The sequence below is a fragment of the Selenomonas oralis genome (assembly GCF_051603425.1).
Lineage (GTDB): Bacteria > Bacillota > Negativicutes > Selenomonadales > Selenomonadaceae > Selenomonas > Selenomonas sputigena_A.
Window position 1 is genome coordinate 1,290,963 of the sequence record NZ_CP194411.1, and the last position, 18,746, is coordinate 1,309,708.

Consider the following 18,746-nt stretch of genomic DNA (forward strand, 5'->3'; position numbering starts at 1 on the left):
ATTTCACTGTGCTTAGAGAGAAGAGGCGGCGCGCCGGGCGATTTTCTGGAAGAGCGGGATGGTTTGCGAGCGGTCACGGCAGTTCTCGTCCATGACGACGAGGATCATGTCGTCGGTTTCCCCGCGGGCGATGCCGCCGTCGGCGTAGATGCCCGTGATCTCGCCGGTTTTGTTCGCTAGGCGGAAGGAGGGAAGCGCTGCGGGCAGACATTCCTTGTCCGTCTGACGCGCGAGAATCGCGAGCATCATCTCATCGTGTTCCGGATCGACGCATTCATGACGATAGATGCGTGTGAGCAATGTGCCGATGTCCCTGACACTCGAGAGGTTCGGCAGACCTTGGTTGCCGAGCATCATCTTGTGCTGCAGGCGCGTTTCGGCATATCCTTTCTGCTGGATATAGCTGTCGATGCGCCTCATGCCGAGACGGTCGATGAGGATGTTCGTCGCCGTGTTGTCGCTGTCCGTGATCATGCGTTCCATGAGCTGCAGTGCGGTTAGCGACTTGCCTCTGTCGTACCAGGTGAGCCTGCCCGCTCCGTCGACGATGTTTTCCGGCGTGATGGAAAGGGGTTCGTCGAGGGCGAGGCGGCCGTCCTTGGCGTCCTGCATGGCGCAGGCGAGGACGAAGAGCTTGATCATGCTGGCGGGCTGCATGGCATGGTCTTGGAAGAGCAGAGGCTCCTGCTCCTGCCGCGGGCGAAGAAAGAAGATGGAGCAGCTCGATGCCTTTTCTGCGAGGATCGCAGCGAAGTCCCCTTGGAGAGCAAGCTGGTCGTCACCGCGCTCGGGAAGCGGCGGTGCGGTTCTGTACGCGCTCTTGACGGAGGGCGGCGCCGCTGCCGCCCGTGCTTCGGCTTCGCCGCCGACCTGCTTGGCGCGCACGGCAGCTGTCAGGGCGTTCCATCGGCTGCGACAGGATTCGTGCAGAGTACGGCAGGTTTTCTCCAGCGAGACGAGAAGGGGGGACGGCTTCTGCGGGTGCTGTGTGTGCCAGGTGTATTCGTTTACGCCAAGACTGATGAGTGTGAGCAGGACGGTGAGAAGCATTGTCCCGAGAAGAGCCTTTTTCAGCGCGGCAGCAGCCATTGTACAGGGGGTCCCTCCTTTTTGTTGCTTGCAGGTGCGGGCAGAGCTCGACGCAGATCATGGTTTTACTTCATGGAAGGGCGGCGCACAAACCTATGAAGTGGCTGTTTGTGCGTGCAGCTTACCACGGCTGAGGCGTCATGGGAGTGACGACGCCGAAGCTGAAGCCCGCTCCCTTGAGCATCTCGATGATTTGGGGCAAAGCCTCGACCGTTGTTTCCTTGCCGCTCGAGCAGTGCATGAGCACGATGGCGCCCCTGTCTTTCGGACGGTTGGCAAGTGTGTAGCTGACGGAGCCGATGAGTCTTTGCGCGGGGATGTTCGTGCCGGTTGCGTCCTCGTCGCTGACGTTCCAGTCGTGGTTCACATAGCCGTTTTCCTTGAGCATCTGGCGGTAGCCGTCCACGAACATGCTGGCGGCGCCGCCCGGTGCGCGGATGATGAGCGGGCGTACCCCGAGGAGTCCGTAGATGATGTCATCCGTGTGTTTGATCTCGGCGAGGAAGTTTTCTTTGTTGGGATAGAGGGTCTTGTAATCATGGCTGTAGCTGTGGTTGCCGATGGCATGGCCTTCGGCAAAAATCCGCTTCAGGACGTCGGGATGCTTCTCTACCATTTTTCCGATGACGTAGAAGGTGGCATGGATGTTGTTTTTCTTGAGGATATCGAGAATGGCGACGGTGTTCTTGTCATCGGGGCCGTCGTCAAAAGTCAGGTAGGCGATATTCGGCATCATGTAGGGAGTGAGTGCAGGAAGCTCCACAGGAAGCCCCTTTTGGCGGCGCTCATCGAGCGTGTAGATATCGTAGAGGGGCTTGGAGGCGTCGGCAAGCTGTATGTTGTTGAAGTCGTCCGAGGCTTTGATGTAGTCTCCGGGGGGCGGGGTCTTTTTCGCCGGAGCGGTTTTTCCGTCGGCGGAGCCGCTGGTGTTTTCCATCTGGAGCTCCTGCGGGAAGCCGGCAGCCGTCTCGTCTGCATGGAACTTGCCCCAGGCAATGCGCCAGCCTGCCGTGCAGACGAGCGTCAGCAGGACGAGGAGAAGAAAGATTTTTGTATGGTAGTGCTTTTTTTCGTTGGCGCCCCATTCATTTCGTAGTTTTTCCAAAAATTTCAGCAAGGCGAAAATCATCCTTTCCCAAAAATGTCGAATTGTCAGAGGAGCTGCTCGAGCGCATCGATGAGGCTTGCCATTTCCGCGTCGGTTCCGATGGTGATGCGCAGATGGTCGTCAAGGCGCGGCTTTTTGAAGTAGCGCACATAGATGCCGCGTTCGCGCAGCGCATGGAAGATTTTTTCGGCGGAGGCGCCGGGTTTTGCTGCGAAAAGGAAGTTTGTTTTCGCATCCGTGACGATGAAGCCGAGACGGCGCAGCTCCGCCTTTGTGTGTTCGCGCGTCCGGATGACCTTTTGCAGCGTTTCTCTGAAGTATGCCTCATCCTCGATGGCAGCCTTGCCTGCAGCGAGTGAGAGCGTCGTCATCGTGTAGGAGTTGATAGAGGCCTTGACGTCCTCCATGGCGGCGATCAGACGCTCGCCGGCGAACGCATAGCCGATGCGCATCCCGGCAAGCGCACGCGACTTCGACATCGTGCGCACGATGACGAGGTTTTCGTATGTTTCGAGAAGCGGCAGCGCCGTTTCGCCGCCGAAATCGACATAGGCTTCGTCGACGATGACGACGGAATCCGGGTTGGAAGAGATGATTTCCTCGACGCCTGCAAGCGGCAGCTCGATGCCTGTCGGCGCGTTGGGATTGGCGAAGACGATGCCGCCGTTTTCGCGTGCGTAGTCGGCAGGATCAAGAGTGAAGTCTTCTGAGAGCGGCACGGTGTCGTAGGGGATGCCGTAGAGCTCTGCCCAGACGTCGTAGAAGGAATAGGTGATGTCCGGGAAAAGGATCGGCTTCCTGCCTGCGAAGAAGGTCAGGAAGGCAAGAGCGAGCACGTCATCCGAGCCGACGCCGACGAATACTTTTTTCGGGGAAATGCCGTAATAGGCGGAAAGCGCGTCTTTCAGCGTATGGCAATCGGGCTCGGGGTAGAGGCGCAGACGGCTGTGCCCGACGGAGGCGATGGCCTCGGCCACGCGCGGCGAAGGTGCGTAGGGGCATTCGTTCGTGTTCAGCTTGATGACCTCGCCCGCAGGCTGTTCGCCCGGTACATAGGGCGTGACGCGGCGAATATTATCGAATAGGCTCATGGGCTTCCCTGCTTTCTGCCAGAATATACTCCTTCTATTCTACGTCCTTTTTGCTTCGAGGGCAAGGGGCAAGAAGACGGCAGGAATGCGGGACTTTTTGGAGAAGTCTCCCAAGAAAGGTGCATGGACGACAGAAGGGAAGGAGGAGAGCCGGATGGAGGTAAGAGAAACGGCGCAGGCGCGCATAAACAGGACCATCGAAGCATTTCGGCGCAACCGCTACGATGTTTCTTTTTTTCGGGAGCGGACGGCGGCTGCGGATTATCTCGCGGCAGAAATCGAGGGAAAGCGTGTGGGCTTCGGCGATTCGGAGACGCTGCGGGCGCTTTCCCTCTATGAGAAGCTCAGCGAAAAGAACGAGGTGATCGATCCGCCGCGCAGGGCGCATGAGGGCGGTCTGGAGGCTTTTTTGCAGGCCGGGCGCGAGGCGTTGCTGACGGATATCTTCATCCTTTCGGCCAACGCCATTACGGAGGAAGGACAGATCGTCAATATGGACGGAGCGGGAAACCGGATTGCAGGCTCGCTCTTCGGGCATGAAAAGACGTATTTCGTCTGCGGCGTCAACAAGCTCGTGCCGAATGTGGAGGCTGCCATCGAGCGCATCCATAAGATTGCCGCGCCGCTGAACGCAAAGCGCAAGAAGAAGCGCACGCCGTGCGCGCCCAAGGGCGATACATGCTATGACTGTCAAAGCCCCGAACGCATCTGCAACGCCTTGACGATTCACTACAAGAAGATGAGCTACCGCCCGATGGAACTCGTGCTGATCGAGGAGTGTCTGGGGCTGTAATGAGGATGATTTGCTGAGTGCATTTGCACAGCATAGGAACCAGCATCTTACATGTTGTCAAAAGAGGAAGGCGTCAGCCTCAAGCAATATGTCGCAAATGTGTTGGCGTACAGCGCCGGGCAAAAGATTTGAAAAAAAGGCTGCCGCATGAAGACATGAAGTATTCATGCGGCAGCCTTTTTTCAGGGTGCGCCCGGCGGCGCACGTTTCTAACCGGTGAAAGACCGGAGTCTGCCCGGTAGCGGGAAAGACATAGCCAAAGACAAGGGTGTTCGTCGTGAGGCGAAATCTGAAGGAAGTCGGCGGCAAACCTCTGGCCTGACGAACAGGAACCGTATAGGAGGCTATCGTTGGGGATAAGGCCGCACTACAGGTCGAAGTCCCATAGCTACACGGAACCAACGGTGGTAGATGCGGCAGGTAGATGGAGGGAAAGAAACGTGTGGTACCCGGGGAGGTCTGCATAGAACGCTCTGAAAAGGGCAACCACAGCCGAAATGTTGTGCTGAATATGCAGAAGTCAGCAGAGGCCATAGTAGCCGAGAGGTGAAGGGCCGAATCCGTAGGAGTATCCAAGTACAACCGGGAAAGGAGGAGCGACTGGAAATGGCAGAAAACCGGAAAGAAAAGGGCTGCCCGCAAAAGGAACGTGCGGAACACGAAGAATATGTGGGAGCGTCAAGGTCGTTCCGTCGGATATGGGAGGAAAGGAACCGTGTACAGCCAGAACTCTTGGAGAAGATACTGAGCAGGGAGAACCTGAACAGAGCTTTCAAGAGAGTGAAGAAGAACAAGGGAGCCGCGGGAGTCGATGGCATGACCATCGAAGAAACGCAGGCACACTTAAAAGAAGGAAGCCATGCGAAAGAACTGGTAGAACGAATCCGGCGGGGGAAATATACCCCGCAACCAGTGCGAAGCGTGGGAATCCCGAAGCCAGACGGAGGAGAGCGGAAACTCGGCATCCCCACCGTCATAGACCGTACCATACAACAGGCAATCACACAGCAGCTCGTACCCATCTATGAGCCGCTGTTTGCCGAAGGAAGCTATGGGTACAGGGTACAGACCGGGAAGAAGTGCCAAAAGCGCCATACGAAAGGTGAAAGAATATGCGGAAGAAGGTTACACCTATGCGGTAGTACTAGACCTATCCAAGTATTTCGACACCCTGAACCACGAAATTCTGCTTCAGTTACTGAGGAAGAACGTAAAAGACGAGCGAGTCATGCAGCTCATCAAGAGATACCTCAAAAGCGGAATCATGGAAAAAGGCGTAGTCCGAGAGAGAAAAGAAGGCTCCCCGCAGGGAGGGAATCTGTCGCCCCTGCTAGCCAACATCTATCTCAACGAGTTTGACCAAGAATACGCGAAAAGGGGAGTCCCCTGCATACGGTATGCGGACGACATCGTCCTGCTCGCAAAGAGCAGGCGAGCCGCGCAGCGAATCCTGGTTAAAAGCACAGCCTATCTGGAGGGGAAACTGAAGCTGAAAGTCAACCAAGAGAAAAGCCGAACGGTCAGCGTGTTCGCAACGAAGCACTTCAAATATCTCGGATTCACGCTGGGGAAAAACGGAAGCGGCGTCTATGTACGAGTCCACCCGAAAGCGTGGAAGAAGATGAAAGCCAAACTCAAAGAACTTGCGTCCCGGAGGAGGGTGCAGAAACTGCCGACATCTCTGGCCAAGATAAAAGTATATATGCGAGGTTGGCTGAACTACTACGGGATAGCGAGCATGAAGAATCGCATAGACGAACTGAACCAATGGCTGTGCCATCGCGTAAGGATGTGTATCTGGAAGCATTGGAAGAAGCCGAGGACGAAGATTCGGAATCTATGCAAGTTGGAAGTCCCCTTTGAAACAGCCTACCAAGCAGGAAACTGCCGGAAAGGCTATTGGTGGACAAGCAACACGGTAGCGGTCAAGATGGCAATGACAAAAGAAAGACTGATACGCTTCGGCTTTTATGATTTAGCCGAGGCATATCAGTCTGTACACGCAACCTATTGAAACCGCCGTGTACCGAACGGTACGCACGGTGGTGTGAGAGGACGGCGGCTAATCACCGCCTCCTACTCGATCAATTATCTCTGTAATGAGAGCCGCATTGTACGATTTTTATGGTGCCGTTTTCGATACGATAGACAAGACGATTCGCGTGATCTATACGCCTGCTCCAATAAGGAGCTAAGTCGCCGCTCAATCGCTCTGGTTTGCCGATTCCCTCATAGCCGTTTCGGTCAATATCTCTGAGGAGCTGCTGGATGCGCTTGAAGGTTTTCTTATCCTGCTTTAGCCAATACTCAAAATCTTCCCACGCTGCATCTGTAAATGCCTTAATCATCGAGATTGACCTCATGAACTGTGCCGCCGGTCGCTTCCATCTGAGCGATGGACTTTTTCAGTCGCTCCATATTTGCTTCGCTGTAAAAGGGATCGACGGATACTTCAAAAGGAATACGCTGCTCCCGTGTGACTTTTGCAGCGAACATCGTGAAGGCGGATGCCATCGTCAGGCCCATTGCCTGACATGTTTGCTCCATCTGAGTTTTCAAAGATTCGTCCATAGAAAAATTTATAACTGCTTGAGCCATAGGATTCACTCCCTTCGCCATTGACTCTATCATACCATGTTTGAGGCTTTATCTCAATATTTAAGAACCAACAAGAAAATTCCGATGAAATAGAGACGGATAGCGAAAAACTTCGCATGGAGCGGTTTTCTCAGTACACGGAAGGGATGAGAAAATGAGTATGAGGATAGGGAGCGCCTTGAGCGGACGTGAGACGAGTGCTTCTTTCGTACAGGCGCCTTCCGCCGCCATGGCTCTGAAGGGCAGGCAGGAGGAGAAAACGCAGCTCGGTCAGACCGCTGAGGTGCTGATCAGCAGGAAAGCGCGCATCCTGCAGCTGACGGAAAAGGACGCGAAGGAGATCCTGCGAGACGAAAAGGATTTTGAGCCCCTGACAGCGCGCGACAGGATCGCCGATGTCGATAAAACGCGGCAGGGCGTCAAGGCGGAAAAGGAGCGCGTCGTTGCGATCAAGGAACTGCTCAAGGACGATACGCTGACGGATGATGAAAAGAAGGCGCTGAAAGAGGAGAAGGAAAAGCTCCTGTCGCATATTGTCGCGACTTCGTACGACGATCAAATCTCGATGATTTACGATTTGAAGAGGGAGCTGGAAAAGAAGGCCGCCGCAGCGCGCGAGGAGATCGAAAGCGACCGTCTGCGCGCGCCTCTGCCGAAGGATGAGGACGAGGACTTTGACTGGTTTAATGCCAGTGCGGATGAGCTGAATGAAAAGATCAAAAAGGATTTTGAAAAAGCAATCGCTGCCATGAAAGGCGAGCGTGTCGCGGATCCTCTGGGGATCAGGGACAGGCTGCAGAGAGAGTTTGACGAGCTGGATGCCAGCGCCTCGAAACTTGATATATGGCTTAAGCATGTGCAGGATTTGGCGGAATGGTTGGAATGGAAGCTGCTGAAGTTCGGCGAGATCGGCCGCCAGGAGGCTTCGGATGAAGCCGTGCAGGAGATGAAGGAAGAGCAGAAAAAGCTCGAAGAGATCAATCAGATGAAGGAAGGGCTCCTGCCGCTGCCGCCTGAAAAGGCGCAGCCGGAAGAAGATGCCGACGCTGCGAAAGAAAAGGAAAAAAGCAAGGGCAATGCCGTCGTCCCGACGGCACCGCCCGCCGCCCGCGCCGCTGTCCGCACCGCCATCGCACGCTATATGGCGAAGCATTGACACGAAAAAAGACCTGTCACTGAAAGCCGCTTCTCGGCTTCCGGTGACAGGTCTTTTTCTGGGGGTGCGCCCGGCGGCGCACGCTTCTAACCGGTGAAAGACCGGAGTCTGCCCGGTAGCGGGAAAGACATAGCCAAAGACAAGGGTGTTCGTCGTGAGGCGAAATCTGAAGGAAGTCGGCGGCAAACCTCTGGCCTGACGAACAGGAACCGCATAGGAGGCTATCGTTGGGGATAAGGCCGCACTACAGGTTGAAGTCCCATAGCTACACGGAACCAATGGTGGTAGATGCGGCAGGTAGATGGAGGGAAAGAAACGTGTGGTACCCGGGGAGGTCTGCATAGAACGCTCTGAAAAGGGCAACCACAGCCGAAAGGCTATGCTGAATATGCAGAAGTCAGCAGAGGCCATAGTAGCCGAGAGGTGAAGGGCCGAATCAGTAGGAGTATCCAAGTACAACCGGGAAAGGAGGAGCGACTGGAAATGGCAGAAAACCGGAAAGAAAAGGGCTGCCCGCAAAAGGATCGTGCGGAACACGAAGAATATGTGGGAGCGTCAAGGTCGTTCCGTCGGATATGGGAGGAAAGGAACCGTGTACAGCCAGAACTCTTGGAGAAGATACTGAGCAGGGAGAACCTGAACAGAGCTTTCAAGAGAGTGAAGAAGAACAAGGGAGCCGCGGGAGTCGATGGCATGACCATCGAAGAAACGCAGGCACACTTGAAAGAAGGAGGCCATGCGAAAGAACTGGTAGAACGAATCCGGCGGGGGAAATATACCCCGCAACCAGTGCGAAGCGTGGGAATTCCGAAGCCAGACGGAGGAGAGCGGAAACTCGGCATCCCCACCGTCATAGACCGTACCATACAACAGGCAATCACACAGCAGCTCGTACCCATCTATGAGCCGCTGTTTGCCGAAGGAAGCTATGGGTACAGACCGGGAAGAAGTGCCAAAAGCGCCATACGAAAGGTGAAAGAATATGCGGAAGAAGGTTACACCTATGCGGTAGTACTAGACCTATCCAAGTATTTCGACACCCTGAACCACGAAATTCTGCTTCAGTTACTGAGGAAGAACGTAAAAGACGAGCGAGTCATGCAGCTCATCAAGAGATACCTCAAAAGCGGAATCATGGAAAAAGGCGTAGTCCGAGAGAGAAAAGAAGGCTCCCCGCAGGGAGGGAATCTGTCGCCCCTGTTAGCCAACATCTATCTCAACGAGTTTGACCAAGAATACGCGAAACGCGGAGTCCCCTGCATACGGTATGCGGACGACATCGTCCTGCTCGCAAAGAGCAGGCGAGCCGCGCAGCGGATATTGGACAAGAGCACAGCTTATCTGGAGGGGAAACTGAAGCTGAAAGTCAACCAAGAGAAAAGCCGAACGGTCAGCGTGTTCGCAACGAAGCACTTCAAATATCTCGGATTCACGCTGGGGAAAAACGGAAGCGGCGTACATGTACGAGTCCACCCGAAAGCGTGGAAGAAGATGAAAGCCAAACTCAAAGAGCTTGCGTCCCGGAGGAGGGTGCAGAAACTGCCGACATCTCTGGCCAAGATAAAAGTATATATACGAGGTTGGCTGAACTACTACGGGATAGCGAGCATGAAGAATCGCATAGACGAACTGAACCAATGGCTGTGCCATCGCGTAAGGATGTGTATCTGGAAGCATTGGAAGAAGCCGAGGACGAAGATTCGGAATCTATGCAAGTTGGGAGTCCCCTTTGAAACAGCCTACAAGGCAGGAAACTGTCGGAGAGGCTATTGGTGGACAAGCAACACGGTAGCGGTCAAGATGGCAATGACAAAAGAAAGACTGATACGCTTCGGCTTTTATGATTTAGCCGAGGCATATCAGTCTGTACACGCAACCTATTGAAACCGCCGTGTACCGAACGGTACGCACGGTGGTGTGAGAGGACGGCGGCTAATCACCGCCTCCTACTCGATCAATAATCCATGTGGAAAAAACTTCTCGGCATTTTTAAATACCGAGAAGCGAATGTGCTGAGGCTATTCGAGATATTCGAGCTTCGCCTTGACGATGCGCTTGACGGAGGCGTCGAGACGCTCCTCCGGAATTTCGCCGCTTCGTACGGCTTTCAGGATGCCGTTGTAGACGGCGGTTTCGTGCGCGTAGTCGTGGCAGACGAGTATGAGGTCGGCGCCTGCGAGAATCGCTTCGACGCCTGCGCGCTCGAAGGTGTAGTGGCGCGAGATCGCGCCCATCTCAAGGTCGTCGGTCGCGATGACGCCGTCATAGCCGAGCTCTTCGCGCAGGAGTTTTTGCAGGATGGCGGGCGAGAGGCTTGCGGGATGCTCCGCGTCGAGTGCAGGGTACATCGTATGCGTCGCCATGACGAACCAGCCGCGCTTTTCTTTCGCGGCGTTTCTCTTTGCGATCATCGCGCGAAACGGCACGAGGTCGCCCTCTTCGAGCGCGGTGCGGTCGGCGTGTACGGTGACCGTGTCCTCGTGCGTGTCGCTCTCGCCGCGCCCGAGGCCGGGGAAGTGCTTGAGGCAGGCGAGCAGGCCGGCGTCGGCATGGCCTTCGAGGGCGGCGGCGACGAAGGCCGTCACCGTGGGTGCATCGTCAGCATAGGAGCGACCGTTCGCAGCGCCGAGGTCGGCGACGGGAGCGAAGTTCAAATTGAAACTCATCGCTTTGAGCCCCTGTGCAGTCTGAAAAGCCCAGCGGCGTGCTTCGGCCGGGTCGCCCGTGCGCCCGATTTCTTCAGCGGCGGGCGGCGGCGGGAATGCCTCCTTCATGCGCGCGACGGCGCCGCCTTCTTCGTCGATGGCGATGAAAAGCGGCAGGCCGGCGTTCGAGGCGCTCTTCTGCAGAGCATCGTTCAGTGCGCGCACCTGCTCTGGGCTCTTCATGTTGCGGTCGAAGAGGATGACGCCGCCGATCTGGTATTCTGTGAGCATGAAGCGGCTGTCCGCATCGAGCTCCGTTCCCTGTATGCCGATCATCACGAGCTGCCCGACCTTCTCGGCATCGCTCATCTCCTGCACGATGGCCGCAGCCTTCTCGTCGGGGGAGAGATTTTGCTGCGCGGGGCCCGTGTCGGCAGCTTTCGGTGCAGCATCGTCGGAGCGCGCAGAGCAGCCCGTGAGGAGGAAGCTGGCGAAGAAAATAGCCAAGCCGAAGAGCGTGAGGGGAAGGCGCGTTTTCGTCAATTTGCACATGGTGGACGTCCCCCTTTCGTTTCAAGGAAGTTATGCCGCTTTGCGTGGCGGCTGAACATATGTCCTAAAAATTTATTTTATAAAAAATCCCGTGCCTTGGCAAGCTGTTGTGCCTGCAAAAAAAGGGGCGGCCACAGTTTCCTGTGACCGCCCTTTTGCGTGTGTATCCAAAATTCTGCCGACCTTACTGGATCTCGATCTGCTTCACCTTCTCGGCGGCAGCAGTTTTCGGCAAATCCACTTTGAGCACGCCGTCCTTGAACTCCGCCTTGATGGCGGCATTGTCGATATCGTTGATGTAGAAGGAGCGGCTGAAAGTGCCGACGCTGCGTTCGCGGCGGATGTAGTTGCCTTCGTCGTCTTTTTCCTCCTTGGACTCATCCTTTTTGGCCGAGATGGTCAGGTAGCTGTCCTGGTAGTGGAGGGAAATGTCTTCCTTCTTTACGCCCGGCAGCTCTGCTGTAAGCTCGTAGCTCTTCTCCTTGTCCTTGACATCGACTTTGAAGGAAGCGCTGCTCGCGCCTGCGAACGGCGCAAGAGCGTTCTGGAAGAACGGCTCGCGGAACATATCGAAGAAGCCGCCGAAACCGTCATCGTGTCTTGCCAAATCTTTTCTTCCCGCAAAAGGTACCAAACCAAACATTATGAAAACCCCTTTCCCATGGGCTGTCGCCCTTAAAGATCTTTTATGTTTTGCTGAGGGGAGCCTGCCTGTGCCGGCGCGGCAAGGAAGCTCCCGGGGGATTGCCCCGGCTTCTTTTCCCCTTTGCAATTCTTATTCTATCACAAAAGGTCAAAAAGTCAATAGGTTTAAAAGTCAAAAAATAAATTTTTTTGAAAACAGGGAAAGGGGAACGGGATTTCAAAAAAGAAAGCCCGGCGGTTCCCCGAATTTCCGCGGCATTTCGCTTGAACGGAAATTTTGGCGGAGGGAAACGGACGGGCTTTTGGATGCCGGACAAAACGCTTCGTTATGGGCGGGACGGCATTCCATGCACGATTCTTTTGTCTGGCAGGCAAGAGGACGAAAATGACGGAAAAAATCAGCCGAGCAGCACGCTTCGGTTGTCGAGGACGGCTTGACCGGCCTGGCAGGCGGGGCAGAAGCAGATCTTGCTACCGGCGGCTTTTGCGTCTTCGCCAAGCTTGGCGAGTTTGGCGGCTTCTTCTGCGCCGAGGAGGTCTTTTGCCTCAGCGGATTTCATAAAGGCGAGCGTTGCGTCGAGGCTTTGCACATCTTCTTCGAGTGCAGCGACAAGCTCTTTTGAGAGCTCCTTTTCTTTCGCTGTGCCGAGGGAGGCGAGCCAGTTTTCGCAGAGCGTTTTGAGCCTTTCGCAGCAGCTCGGTGCGGCGGCGATTTCCTTGACCTTTTCGATGACGGCTTGTTTATCCATGGGAATCATCCTTCCTAAAATGTAATCTTCTCTATTACGATTATAGATGAAAAGCTGTTCTTTTTCAAGATGTTGTTGACAATGCCGTGAAAAACTGATTTCATATATTCAAGAGAAGGTACGGGGTTGCCGGACGGTGCGCGTCTGTCTTACGGAAAGCGGCCGATGGCTCGGGGCAGGGGATGCTTTTTTTGTCAAATTGCTCCAGGGAGAGAAAGGGATGCAGAAAATAACTTGGGTGCTGCCGCTTTTGCTGCTGCTGTTCCTCTTGGCGGGGGGATTGCTGGCGAATCATTTTGTGGATTATGCCCTGCGGCGTATGCCGGGCAAGCCTCCTGCGGCTGCGGCGGTTATCATGGATGTGGATTTGCCGCCGCCAGCTCCTCTTGCGGCGCGGTCCGAGCCGTGGGAATGGCAGGCTCCGTGGGGCGTGCGCTGCGCTGCGACGGCGTTTTATGCTTCGCCGTCTGCGCATCGCTGGATTATTTTCGTGCACGGCTATGGACGCGACGGGCGTTATACATGGGATTATGCGCGTCCTTTTCTGGCGGCGGGCTGGAACGTACTGGCGCCGGATCTGCCGGCGGCGGGGCGTTCGGAGGGGGAGTACATCACGATGGGCGTGCGGGAAAGCGCCGCTGTCGTCGCCTGGGCGCAGGAGATTGCTGCGCGAGACGGAGAGGCTGAGATTGCGCTGCACGGCCTTTCGATGGGGGCGGCGAGCGTGATCTTGGCTGCGGCTTCCGCGGATTTGCCGCCGCAGGTCAAAGCCGCCATAGAGGACTGCGGTTATACGGACGCTTACGAGATGTATCGGCTGGAGCTCAAGCGCCTTTACGGCTTGCCGGAATTCCCCGCGCTTTTGTGCTTCGACGCCATGGTGCGGCACAAAACAGGGTCGAGCCTGCGGGAAGCCGCTCCTCTTGCGGTCGTTTCCCGCGTGCGGGTGCCGCTCCTTTTCGTTCATGGGACGGAGGACGGGCTGACGCCGCTGGCGATGGAAAAGGCTCTCTACGAGGCTGCGCCGTCGGCCAAGGCGGAATTCATCGTCACAGGGGCAGGCCATGCGGCGGCGCGGCAGCAGGATGCAGAGGCGTACGACCGCGCGCTGTTTTCGTTTTTGGCGCCGTATTTCCGAGAGGGCGTTGACTGAGGAAGCGCTGTTGGAAATCAAGACGGGCGTATTTTTGGAGAGAGGATGATTTTTTTGAAACGACTTCTCGTTGTTGGACAGGGGCCGGCAGGTATTTCGGCCGCCATTTATGCCAGGCGCGGCGGTGCGGCGGTGACGGTGCTGGGAAAAGGCACGGGGGCGCTCGCGAAGGCTGAGCGTATCGAAAACTACTATGGATTTGACGAGCCGCTGTCGGGCGCGGAGCTGGCACGGCGCGGCATTGAGGGGGCGAAGCGGCTCGGGGTGGAGTTCGTCGCGGATGAACTCGTCGGCCTGCGTTTCAAGGATGCGATGGACGGTTTTCTGGCGGAGCTGCCGGGCGGGACACTCGAGGCGGAAGCCGTCGTGCTCGCGATGGGGGCTTCGCGCCTTGCGCCGCCGATTCCCGGGCTCAGGGAGTTTGAGGGGCGCGGCATCAGCTACTGTGCAATCTGCGATGCATTTTTCTATCGAGGCAAAGAGGCGGCCGTCCTCGGCGCCGGGGATTATGCGCTGGCTGAGGCGCAGGCGCTCCTGCCCCATGCGGCGAAGGTGCACCTTTTGACGAACGGGGAAAAGGCTCCCGAAAATCTGCCGGAAGGGCTTGTTCTGCATACGGAAAAGGTCAAGTCCGTAGAGGGTGCGGAAAGGGTGGAGCGCGTCGTCTTTGAGGGCGGCGGGACGCTCTCTGTCAGCGGCTTTTTCGTCGCTTTCGGCACGGCGGGCAGCACGGCCATAGCGAAGAAGATCGGCATTTTGCTCGAGGGCGTCTACCTCAAGGTCGACGCTTCCATGGCGACGAATGTCCCCGGTATATTTGCGGCAGGCGATGCGACGGGTGGTTTGCTCCAGGTGGCGAAAGCCGTCCACGAAGGAGCGGCGGCGGGGCTGTCCGCCTTGAAGTTCCTGCGCGGCAAGAAAGCATAGTCCGGCTCTTTCCGGGCTGAAATAAATAGGACTGCCACGAACCCCCGAGAGGTCAAGCCCGAAGGGCGCGGACCGATGGGCGAGGTTTCCGTAAGGGTGGCGCACAATGTCTACTACGAAACGGCGGTTTGTGCGTGCAGCCTGCGCAAGTGTGTGAGAGAGGAGTTCATAATGTTTGACTTTTTCAAAAGCCGAGGGAAAAATAGTGAGGAGCAGCGATCGTCCCTGCGCGACAGGGTGAAGGCGAATCCCCTGCCGCAGGTCAGCGCCGCCGTGCGCGGCGCGGCTGCCGTAGGCGATGGGAAGGCTGTAAATACAGTGCAGGCACAACACGGGACGGATGTCGCCGTCCTGTACCTGCGCCGATCCGAAATCACACGGGAAGGGCTGGCGGATTTCAGCGCCCTGCCCGACGGCATTGCGCTCATCCTCGGGTTCGTCTCTCCCGATCTGGATCTTGCGGACGTCGGGGCGGCCGTCCATCAGGCCGTCGGCAGCGATGTGCGCGTCGTTCTGATGACGGATGCAGGCGAGCTTTGCCGTCCGGCGGGCAGCACGACGCTTTACCAGGAAGCCGGCGACGGGCGCGCACGCGTTCTCCTGCAAGCCTATTCGCGCCGCATGATCGAGGATACGTTCACGATGAGCATTCCGCTCCACGACGGGGATCTCAAGGCGGAGCGCATAGAGATGACCCTCGATGAGCGTCTTTCGGCGATAAAGCGTGAAATTGAGCGGTATGATCCGCCGTTCCGCATCAGCCTTTATCATACGTTTGCGCTTGTTTACATCGATGGGCTGTCGCGCTCGGAGACGTTTCTCATGCAGGCTCTTTACGAATCGAGGAAGTTCCCCTGCCCCTATATCGGCGGATCGAGCGCACCCGACGCCCGGGGGCGCGCCTGCGTGTACGACGGACAGGAGAGCCTCGAGGGTCACGGCGTCATCACGCTGGTGCGCCTGCGGCGCGGTTACCGCTACGGCATTTTCAAGACGCAGGCTGTGGAAAGGACAGGCACGTCCTTCATCATCGATAAGGCATCGACGGCTCTTCGCTCGATGGAAACGGTTCAGTTGGATTCGGGCGAGACGCTGCCCGCAATCGACGCCCTGAAGCGCATGCTCTCCGTATCGTCGGCAGCCGAGCTGGACGAGGCGATGCAGCATTATACGTTTGCCTCCGACATCAACGGTGAAGATTTCATCCGTTCTGTCAGTGCGCTTGACCATGCGCGCGGCCGCGTCAACCTCTACTGCGATATCGTGACGGGCGAACGGCTGCATCTGATGCGGCGCGGCTCGCTCGCCGACACTCTCGGGCACGGTTTGGCGGAATTCTGCAAAGGAAAGCCTGAGCCGCTGGGCGGCATCTTGAACGATTGCATCCTGCGCCGCCTCGCCTATGCGGGCGAAACGGCGCATATTGACCAGTTCCGCGGAATGCCTGTCGCGGGCTTTTCGAGTTTCGGCGAAATCGCGGGACTGCATGTAAACGAAACGCTGACGGCGATTTTCTTCTATCATGTGCCGTCCGGCGTTGGATTTCTGGATGATTACATCGACAACTTTGCGAGCATCTATGCCGACTGCGAGGCCTTTTTCTTCCGCCGCATGATCGACCGGCAGGCGCATGTGGGCGCGCTCAAGGACAATCTCGTGCAGATGTTCCACGAATACCAGGGGAAAATCCCGGGGATCATCTCCTCCATCGCGCGCATCTCGGACGAGGTTCGTGCCATCCAGGCCTCTTTGAAAAATCTTTCGGACGGAACGGCAGAGCAGAAGCAGCTCTTCGGGCAGATCGTCCAGCAAGGCAGCGATATCGCGCCGACACTGGGCAAGCTCGCGCAGGGCACGCAGAAAATCAGCGAGGTCATGGGGCTGATCACCGGCATCGCCTCACAGATCCATCTGCTCGCTCTCAATGCCACGATCGAGGCGGCACGCGCGGGCGAGACGGGACGCGGCTTTGCCGTCGTTGCGCAGGAGGTCGGCAAGCTCTCGGAAACGACGCGGGAAAACCTGGAGGTTTCCGATGAGGCCGTGAGAAGCCTACTGCATGAGGTGAAATCCATCGACGATATCATGGCGAGCAACGAGGAAATCAGCAAGAAGGTGACGTCCTTCGACCGTCAATTCAATGAGCAGGTGGCGAAACTGGAAGAAACGCTTGCCGATAGTCTCCGTCATATCGCCGAATCCTCGCGCTCCGTCGGCGAACTTGAAAAGGTCAGCGCCACGGCCAATGCGCGCATTGACGACATCAACCGCATGATCAAGAACATCGAGCGCGGCGCCTAGATGGGCGCGTGAAGGAGCAGGCTCACAAAGGATCCCCGTCAATGCATAAAAAGAACTGCCGCATAAGCCGGATTTTGGCTTATGCGGCAGTTCCTTCTTTGTGGGGCAGCCGGTCGGTTTGTTCCGTTGGTTTTGGGCGAGCCGGCTTCTCGGCAGCCTCAGTCGAGCATGCTTTCGACCATTTCGCGCGGCACGAGGCCGACGGATTCCTTGGCCTTTTGGCCGTCTTTGAAGACGATGAGCGTTGGGATCGACTGTACGCCGAATTGGACGGCCAGCTCGGGCTGCTCGTCGATGTTGACCTTGCCGACTTTCACGTCAGGGTGCGCTGTCGCGACCTCGTCGACGATGGGCGTGAGCATGCGGCAGGGACCGCACCACGGCGCCCAGAAGTCCAGGAGTACCGTGCCCTTGGCATCGGTGACCTCGCTCTTGAAGTTTTCTTTTGTAATTTCAATCGGAGTCATTTCATTCCCTCACAGTTCCGGAAAGCGCGGATAAATTCTGCGCCCATCTGACGGCGCTCGTTTCTCCGTGCGTTCCTTTTAAATTTCGTTGCTTCTTCTGGTATTATAGCACATCTGCGGCGCCCATAAAAGCATGGTGGAACCGGTGTGCGGATCTGGGCTGCTTTTGCGGGCGGCGGGCGTGGCTCCTTTTCTTGGCATTGGTCTCCTTGCAATCCTGCGTTTTTTCCTCTACAATGATGGGCGAAAAGAAATTCTCTTGTGAGGTGCTGCAGCGGGCAGCGATTTTATGAAAGATTTTGTGAGGTGGAGATTTTATGACGAGACTGGAAGAGATGCTGGCGGCCAACAAGGCCTATTGCGAGAACCCGCCGGTGGACTATACGGGCGAGGATGTGCACGAGAGCAAGCTGCCGCGGAAGAAGATCGCTGTGTTCACCTGTATGGACACGCGGCTCGTGGAGCTTTTGGAGCCTGCTCTGGGATTGAAGCGCGGCGATGCGAAGTTTGTCAAGACGGTCGGCAACACGCTTGTCGGTCCCTTTGACGGCGTTGTGCGCAGCCTCATGGTCGCGACGTATGAGCTTGGCATCGAGGAAATCTTCGTCGTCGGCCACGATGAATGCGGTATGGCGAAGACGACGGCGCAGGGGCTGCTCGACGCCATGCACGCGCACGGGGTGAAGGACGAGGACATCGCTCCTTATCGCGAGGAGCTTGTGCATTGGGCGGACAGCTTCAGCCACCCTGTGGAAAACGTGCGGGAGGTCGTGCAAAAGCTGCGGGAAAACCCGTTTCTGCCGAAATCGCTCAAGGTGCATGGGCTGCTGCTCCATCCGCGAAGCGGCAAGATCGATCTCATCGTCAACGGCGATGCATGAGCATGGAAAGCTGCCTGGCCCCCCGTCCCTCACTGTGATATCCGTTACGGCAAAGGAGCCTTTTCCCGTATACAATAGAAGAATAGAAGGCGAAAGGGGAGAGGGATATGACAGACGAGGAAATCATTGCGGCTTTTCATGCGATTTGGGACAACTATCCCGAGAGGGCAATGCTCACGCAGAAGAGCCGGGAGATCATCGCGGTGAATCCGCAGTGGGCAAAACGTGGCGTGAAGCCCGGCACGTTGTGTTCGGAGATCGGGCAGCCCAAGAACCACAAGGGCTGTCAGTGCGATCGCGCGGCGGATACGGCAGCGCCTGTGGGCGTTGCTTTTGAGGGGCATCACGGCAAGGGATTCAAGTTCTGGGTTCCCGTCGAGGGACGCCCCGACTGGATCGTCCACTTTGCTGTCGGCAGTTCCGTCTCGTATCCTACGGCGGCGAAGTTGGCGGCCGAGGGATGAAGCCTCAGGTGCGAGGCGCACAGCGCTTTTGCGCCGTATAGGATGCTCAAACAGGCAAAAAAGAACCCCCTTATTTCGGCAAGGTGCAGATGCCCTGCCGAAATAAGGGGGTTCTTTGCCTGTCAAT

18 protein-coding genes are annotated in these 18,746 nt (G+C 56.8%); 9 read left to right on the forward strand and 9 right to left on the reverse strand.

Features of this window, described 5'->3' with window-relative positions; translation table 11 throughout:
- Positions 1-12: 12 nt before the first annotated feature.
- From ACRTGH_RS06195 to hisC, 3 genes are all read right to left on the reverse strand, one after another.
- Complete coding sequence (locus tag ACRTGH_RS06195) at positions 13-1,089, reverse strand: serine hydrolase (protein ID WP_368847672.1); 1,077 nt, start codon at positions 1,087-1,089, stop codon at positions 13-15.
- Between the two features lie 121 nt (positions 1,090-1,210).
- On the reverse strand, positions 1,211-2,206 hold the full coding sequence (locus ACRTGH_RS06200; RefSeq protein WP_368847673.1) for a polysaccharide deacetylase family protein: 996 nt from the start codon (positions 2,204-2,206) through the stop codon (positions 1,211-1,213).
- A 35-nt stretch (positions 2,207-2,241) separates the two neighbouring features.
- Positions 2,242-3,288: a histidinol-phosphate transaminase gene (hisC, locus tag ACRTGH_RS06205; RefSeq protein WP_368847674.1), complete on the reverse strand. Its 1,047-nt coding sequence runs from the start codon at positions 3,286-3,288 to the stop codon at positions 2,242-2,244.
- A 154-nt stretch (positions 3,289-3,442) separates the two neighbouring features.
- Here hisC and ACRTGH_RS06210 point away from each other — a divergent pair, with 154 nt between their 5' ends.
- Both ACRTGH_RS06210 and ACRTGH_RS06215 read left to right on the forward strand, forming a co-directional pair.
- The gene (locus tag ACRTGH_RS06210; RefSeq protein WP_368847675.1) at positions 3,443-4,081 is read left to right on the forward strand and encodes a lactate utilization protein; all 639 of its coding nucleotides are present in this window, start codon (positions 3,443-3,445) and stop codon (positions 4,079-4,081) included.
- Positions 4,082-5,132: 1,051 nt separating this feature from the next.
- Complete coding sequence (locus ACRTGH_RS06215) at positions 5,133-6,095, forward strand: reverse transcriptase domain-containing protein (protein ID WP_438474830.1); 963 nt, start codon at positions 5,133-5,135, stop codon at positions 6,093-6,095.
- A gap of 70 nt (positions 6,096-6,165) precedes the next feature.
- Here the strand turns inward: ACRTGH_RS06215 and ACRTGH_RS06220 are convergent, their stop codons facing one another.
- Together ACRTGH_RS06220 and ACRTGH_RS06225 are read right to left on the reverse strand one after the other, a co-directional pair.
- Complete coding sequence (locus tag ACRTGH_RS06220; RefSeq protein WP_368848080.1) at positions 6,166-6,429, reverse strand: Txe/YoeB family addiction module toxin; 264 nt, start codon at positions 6,427-6,429, stop codon at positions 6,166-6,168.
- Positions 6,422-6,679 carry a type II toxin-antitoxin system RelB/DinJ family antitoxin gene (locus ACRTGH_RS06225; protein ID WP_368848081.1) on the reverse strand — a complete coding sequence of 86 codons (258 nt, stop codon included), beginning with the start codon at positions 6,677-6,679 and terminating at the stop codon, positions 6,422-6,424. The genes ACRTGH_RS06220 and ACRTGH_RS06225 overlap by 8 nt, the downstream gene beginning before the upstream one ends.
- Before the next feature lie 154 nt (positions 6,680-6,833).
- Between ACRTGH_RS06225 and ACRTGH_RS06230 the strand changes: the two genes are divergently transcribed.
- Entirely contained in the window at positions 6,834-7,835 is a 1,002-nt protein-coding gene (locus tag ACRTGH_RS06230; protein ID WP_368848082.1) for a hypothetical protein, read from the forward strand.
- 483 nt (positions 7,836-8,318) lie between these two features.
- Positions 8,319-9,719, forward strand: coding sequence for a group II intron reverse transcriptase/maturase (ltrA, locus tag ACRTGH_RS06235; RefSeq protein ID WP_438474833.1), 1,401 nt, complete (start codon positions 8,319-8,321; stop codon positions 9,717-9,719).
- A gap of 134 nt (positions 9,720-9,853) precedes the next feature.
- Here the strand turns inward: ltrA and nagZ are convergent, their stop codons facing one another.
- The 3 genes from nagZ to ACRTGH_RS06250 all read right to left on the reverse strand — a co-directional run bounded on the left by nagZ (position 9,854) and on the right by ACRTGH_RS06250 (position 12,426).
- On the reverse strand, positions 9,854-11,032 hold the full coding sequence (gene nagZ, locus ACRTGH_RS06240) for a beta-N-acetylhexosaminidase (RefSeq protein ID WP_368848071.1): 1,179 nt from the start codon (positions 11,030-11,032) through the stop codon (positions 9,854-9,856).
- Between the two features lie 184 nt (positions 11,033-11,216).
- Positions 11,217-11,675 carry an Hsp20/alpha crystallin family protein gene (locus ACRTGH_RS06245; RefSeq protein ID WP_368848070.1) on the reverse strand — a complete coding sequence of 153 codons (459 nt, stop codon included), beginning with the start codon at positions 11,673-11,675 and terminating at the stop codon, positions 11,217-11,219.
- 400 nt (positions 11,676-12,075) lie between these two features.
- Complete coding sequence (locus ACRTGH_RS06250; RefSeq protein WP_368848069.1) at positions 12,076-12,426, reverse strand: heat-shock protein Hsp90; 351 nt, start codon at positions 12,424-12,426, stop codon at positions 12,076-12,078.
- 220 nt (positions 12,427-12,646) lie between these two features.
- Here ACRTGH_RS06250 and ACRTGH_RS06255 point away from each other — a divergent pair, with 220 nt between their 5' ends.
- The 3 genes from ACRTGH_RS06255 (at position 12,647) to ACRTGH_RS06265 (ending at position 16,807) form a co-directional block, all read left to right on the forward strand.
- Positions 12,647-13,579, forward strand: a complete 933-nt coding sequence (locus ACRTGH_RS06255; RefSeq protein ID WP_368848068.1) for an alpha/beta hydrolase — start codon at positions 12,647-12,649, stop codon at positions 13,577-13,579.
- 54 nt (positions 13,580-13,633) lie between these two features.
- Positions 13,634-14,506, forward strand: coding sequence for an NAD(P)/FAD-dependent oxidoreductase (locus ACRTGH_RS06260; protein WP_368848067.1), 873 nt, complete (start codon positions 13,634-13,636; stop codon positions 14,504-14,506).
- Between the two features lie 75 nt (positions 14,507-14,581).
- A complete protein-coding gene (locus ACRTGH_RS06265; protein ID WP_368848066.1) occupies positions 14,582-16,807 on the forward strand; it encodes a methyl-accepting chemotaxis protein in 2,226 nt (741 codons plus the stop codon).
- Between the two features lie 158 nt (positions 16,808-16,965).
- On the opposite strand, the gene trxA is transcribed toward ACRTGH_RS06265, so the two are convergent.
- A complete protein-coding gene (trxA, locus tag ACRTGH_RS06270; protein ID WP_368848065.1) occupies positions 16,966-17,274 on the reverse strand; it encodes a thioredoxin in 309 nt (102 codons plus the stop codon).
- 317 nt (positions 17,275-17,591) lie between these two features.
- Between trxA and ACRTGH_RS06275 the strand changes: the two genes are divergently transcribed.
- On the forward strand, positions 17,592-18,155 hold the full coding sequence (locus ACRTGH_RS06275) for a beta-class carbonic anhydrase (RefSeq protein WP_368848064.1): 564 nt from the start codon (positions 17,592-17,594) through the stop codon (positions 18,153-18,155).
- Between the two features lie 107 nt (positions 18,156-18,262).
- Complete coding sequence (locus ACRTGH_RS06280; protein WP_368848063.1) at positions 18,263-18,619, forward strand: hypothetical protein; 357 nt, start codon at positions 18,263-18,265, stop codon at positions 18,617-18,619.
- Positions 18,620-18,746 lie beyond the last annotated feature (127 nt).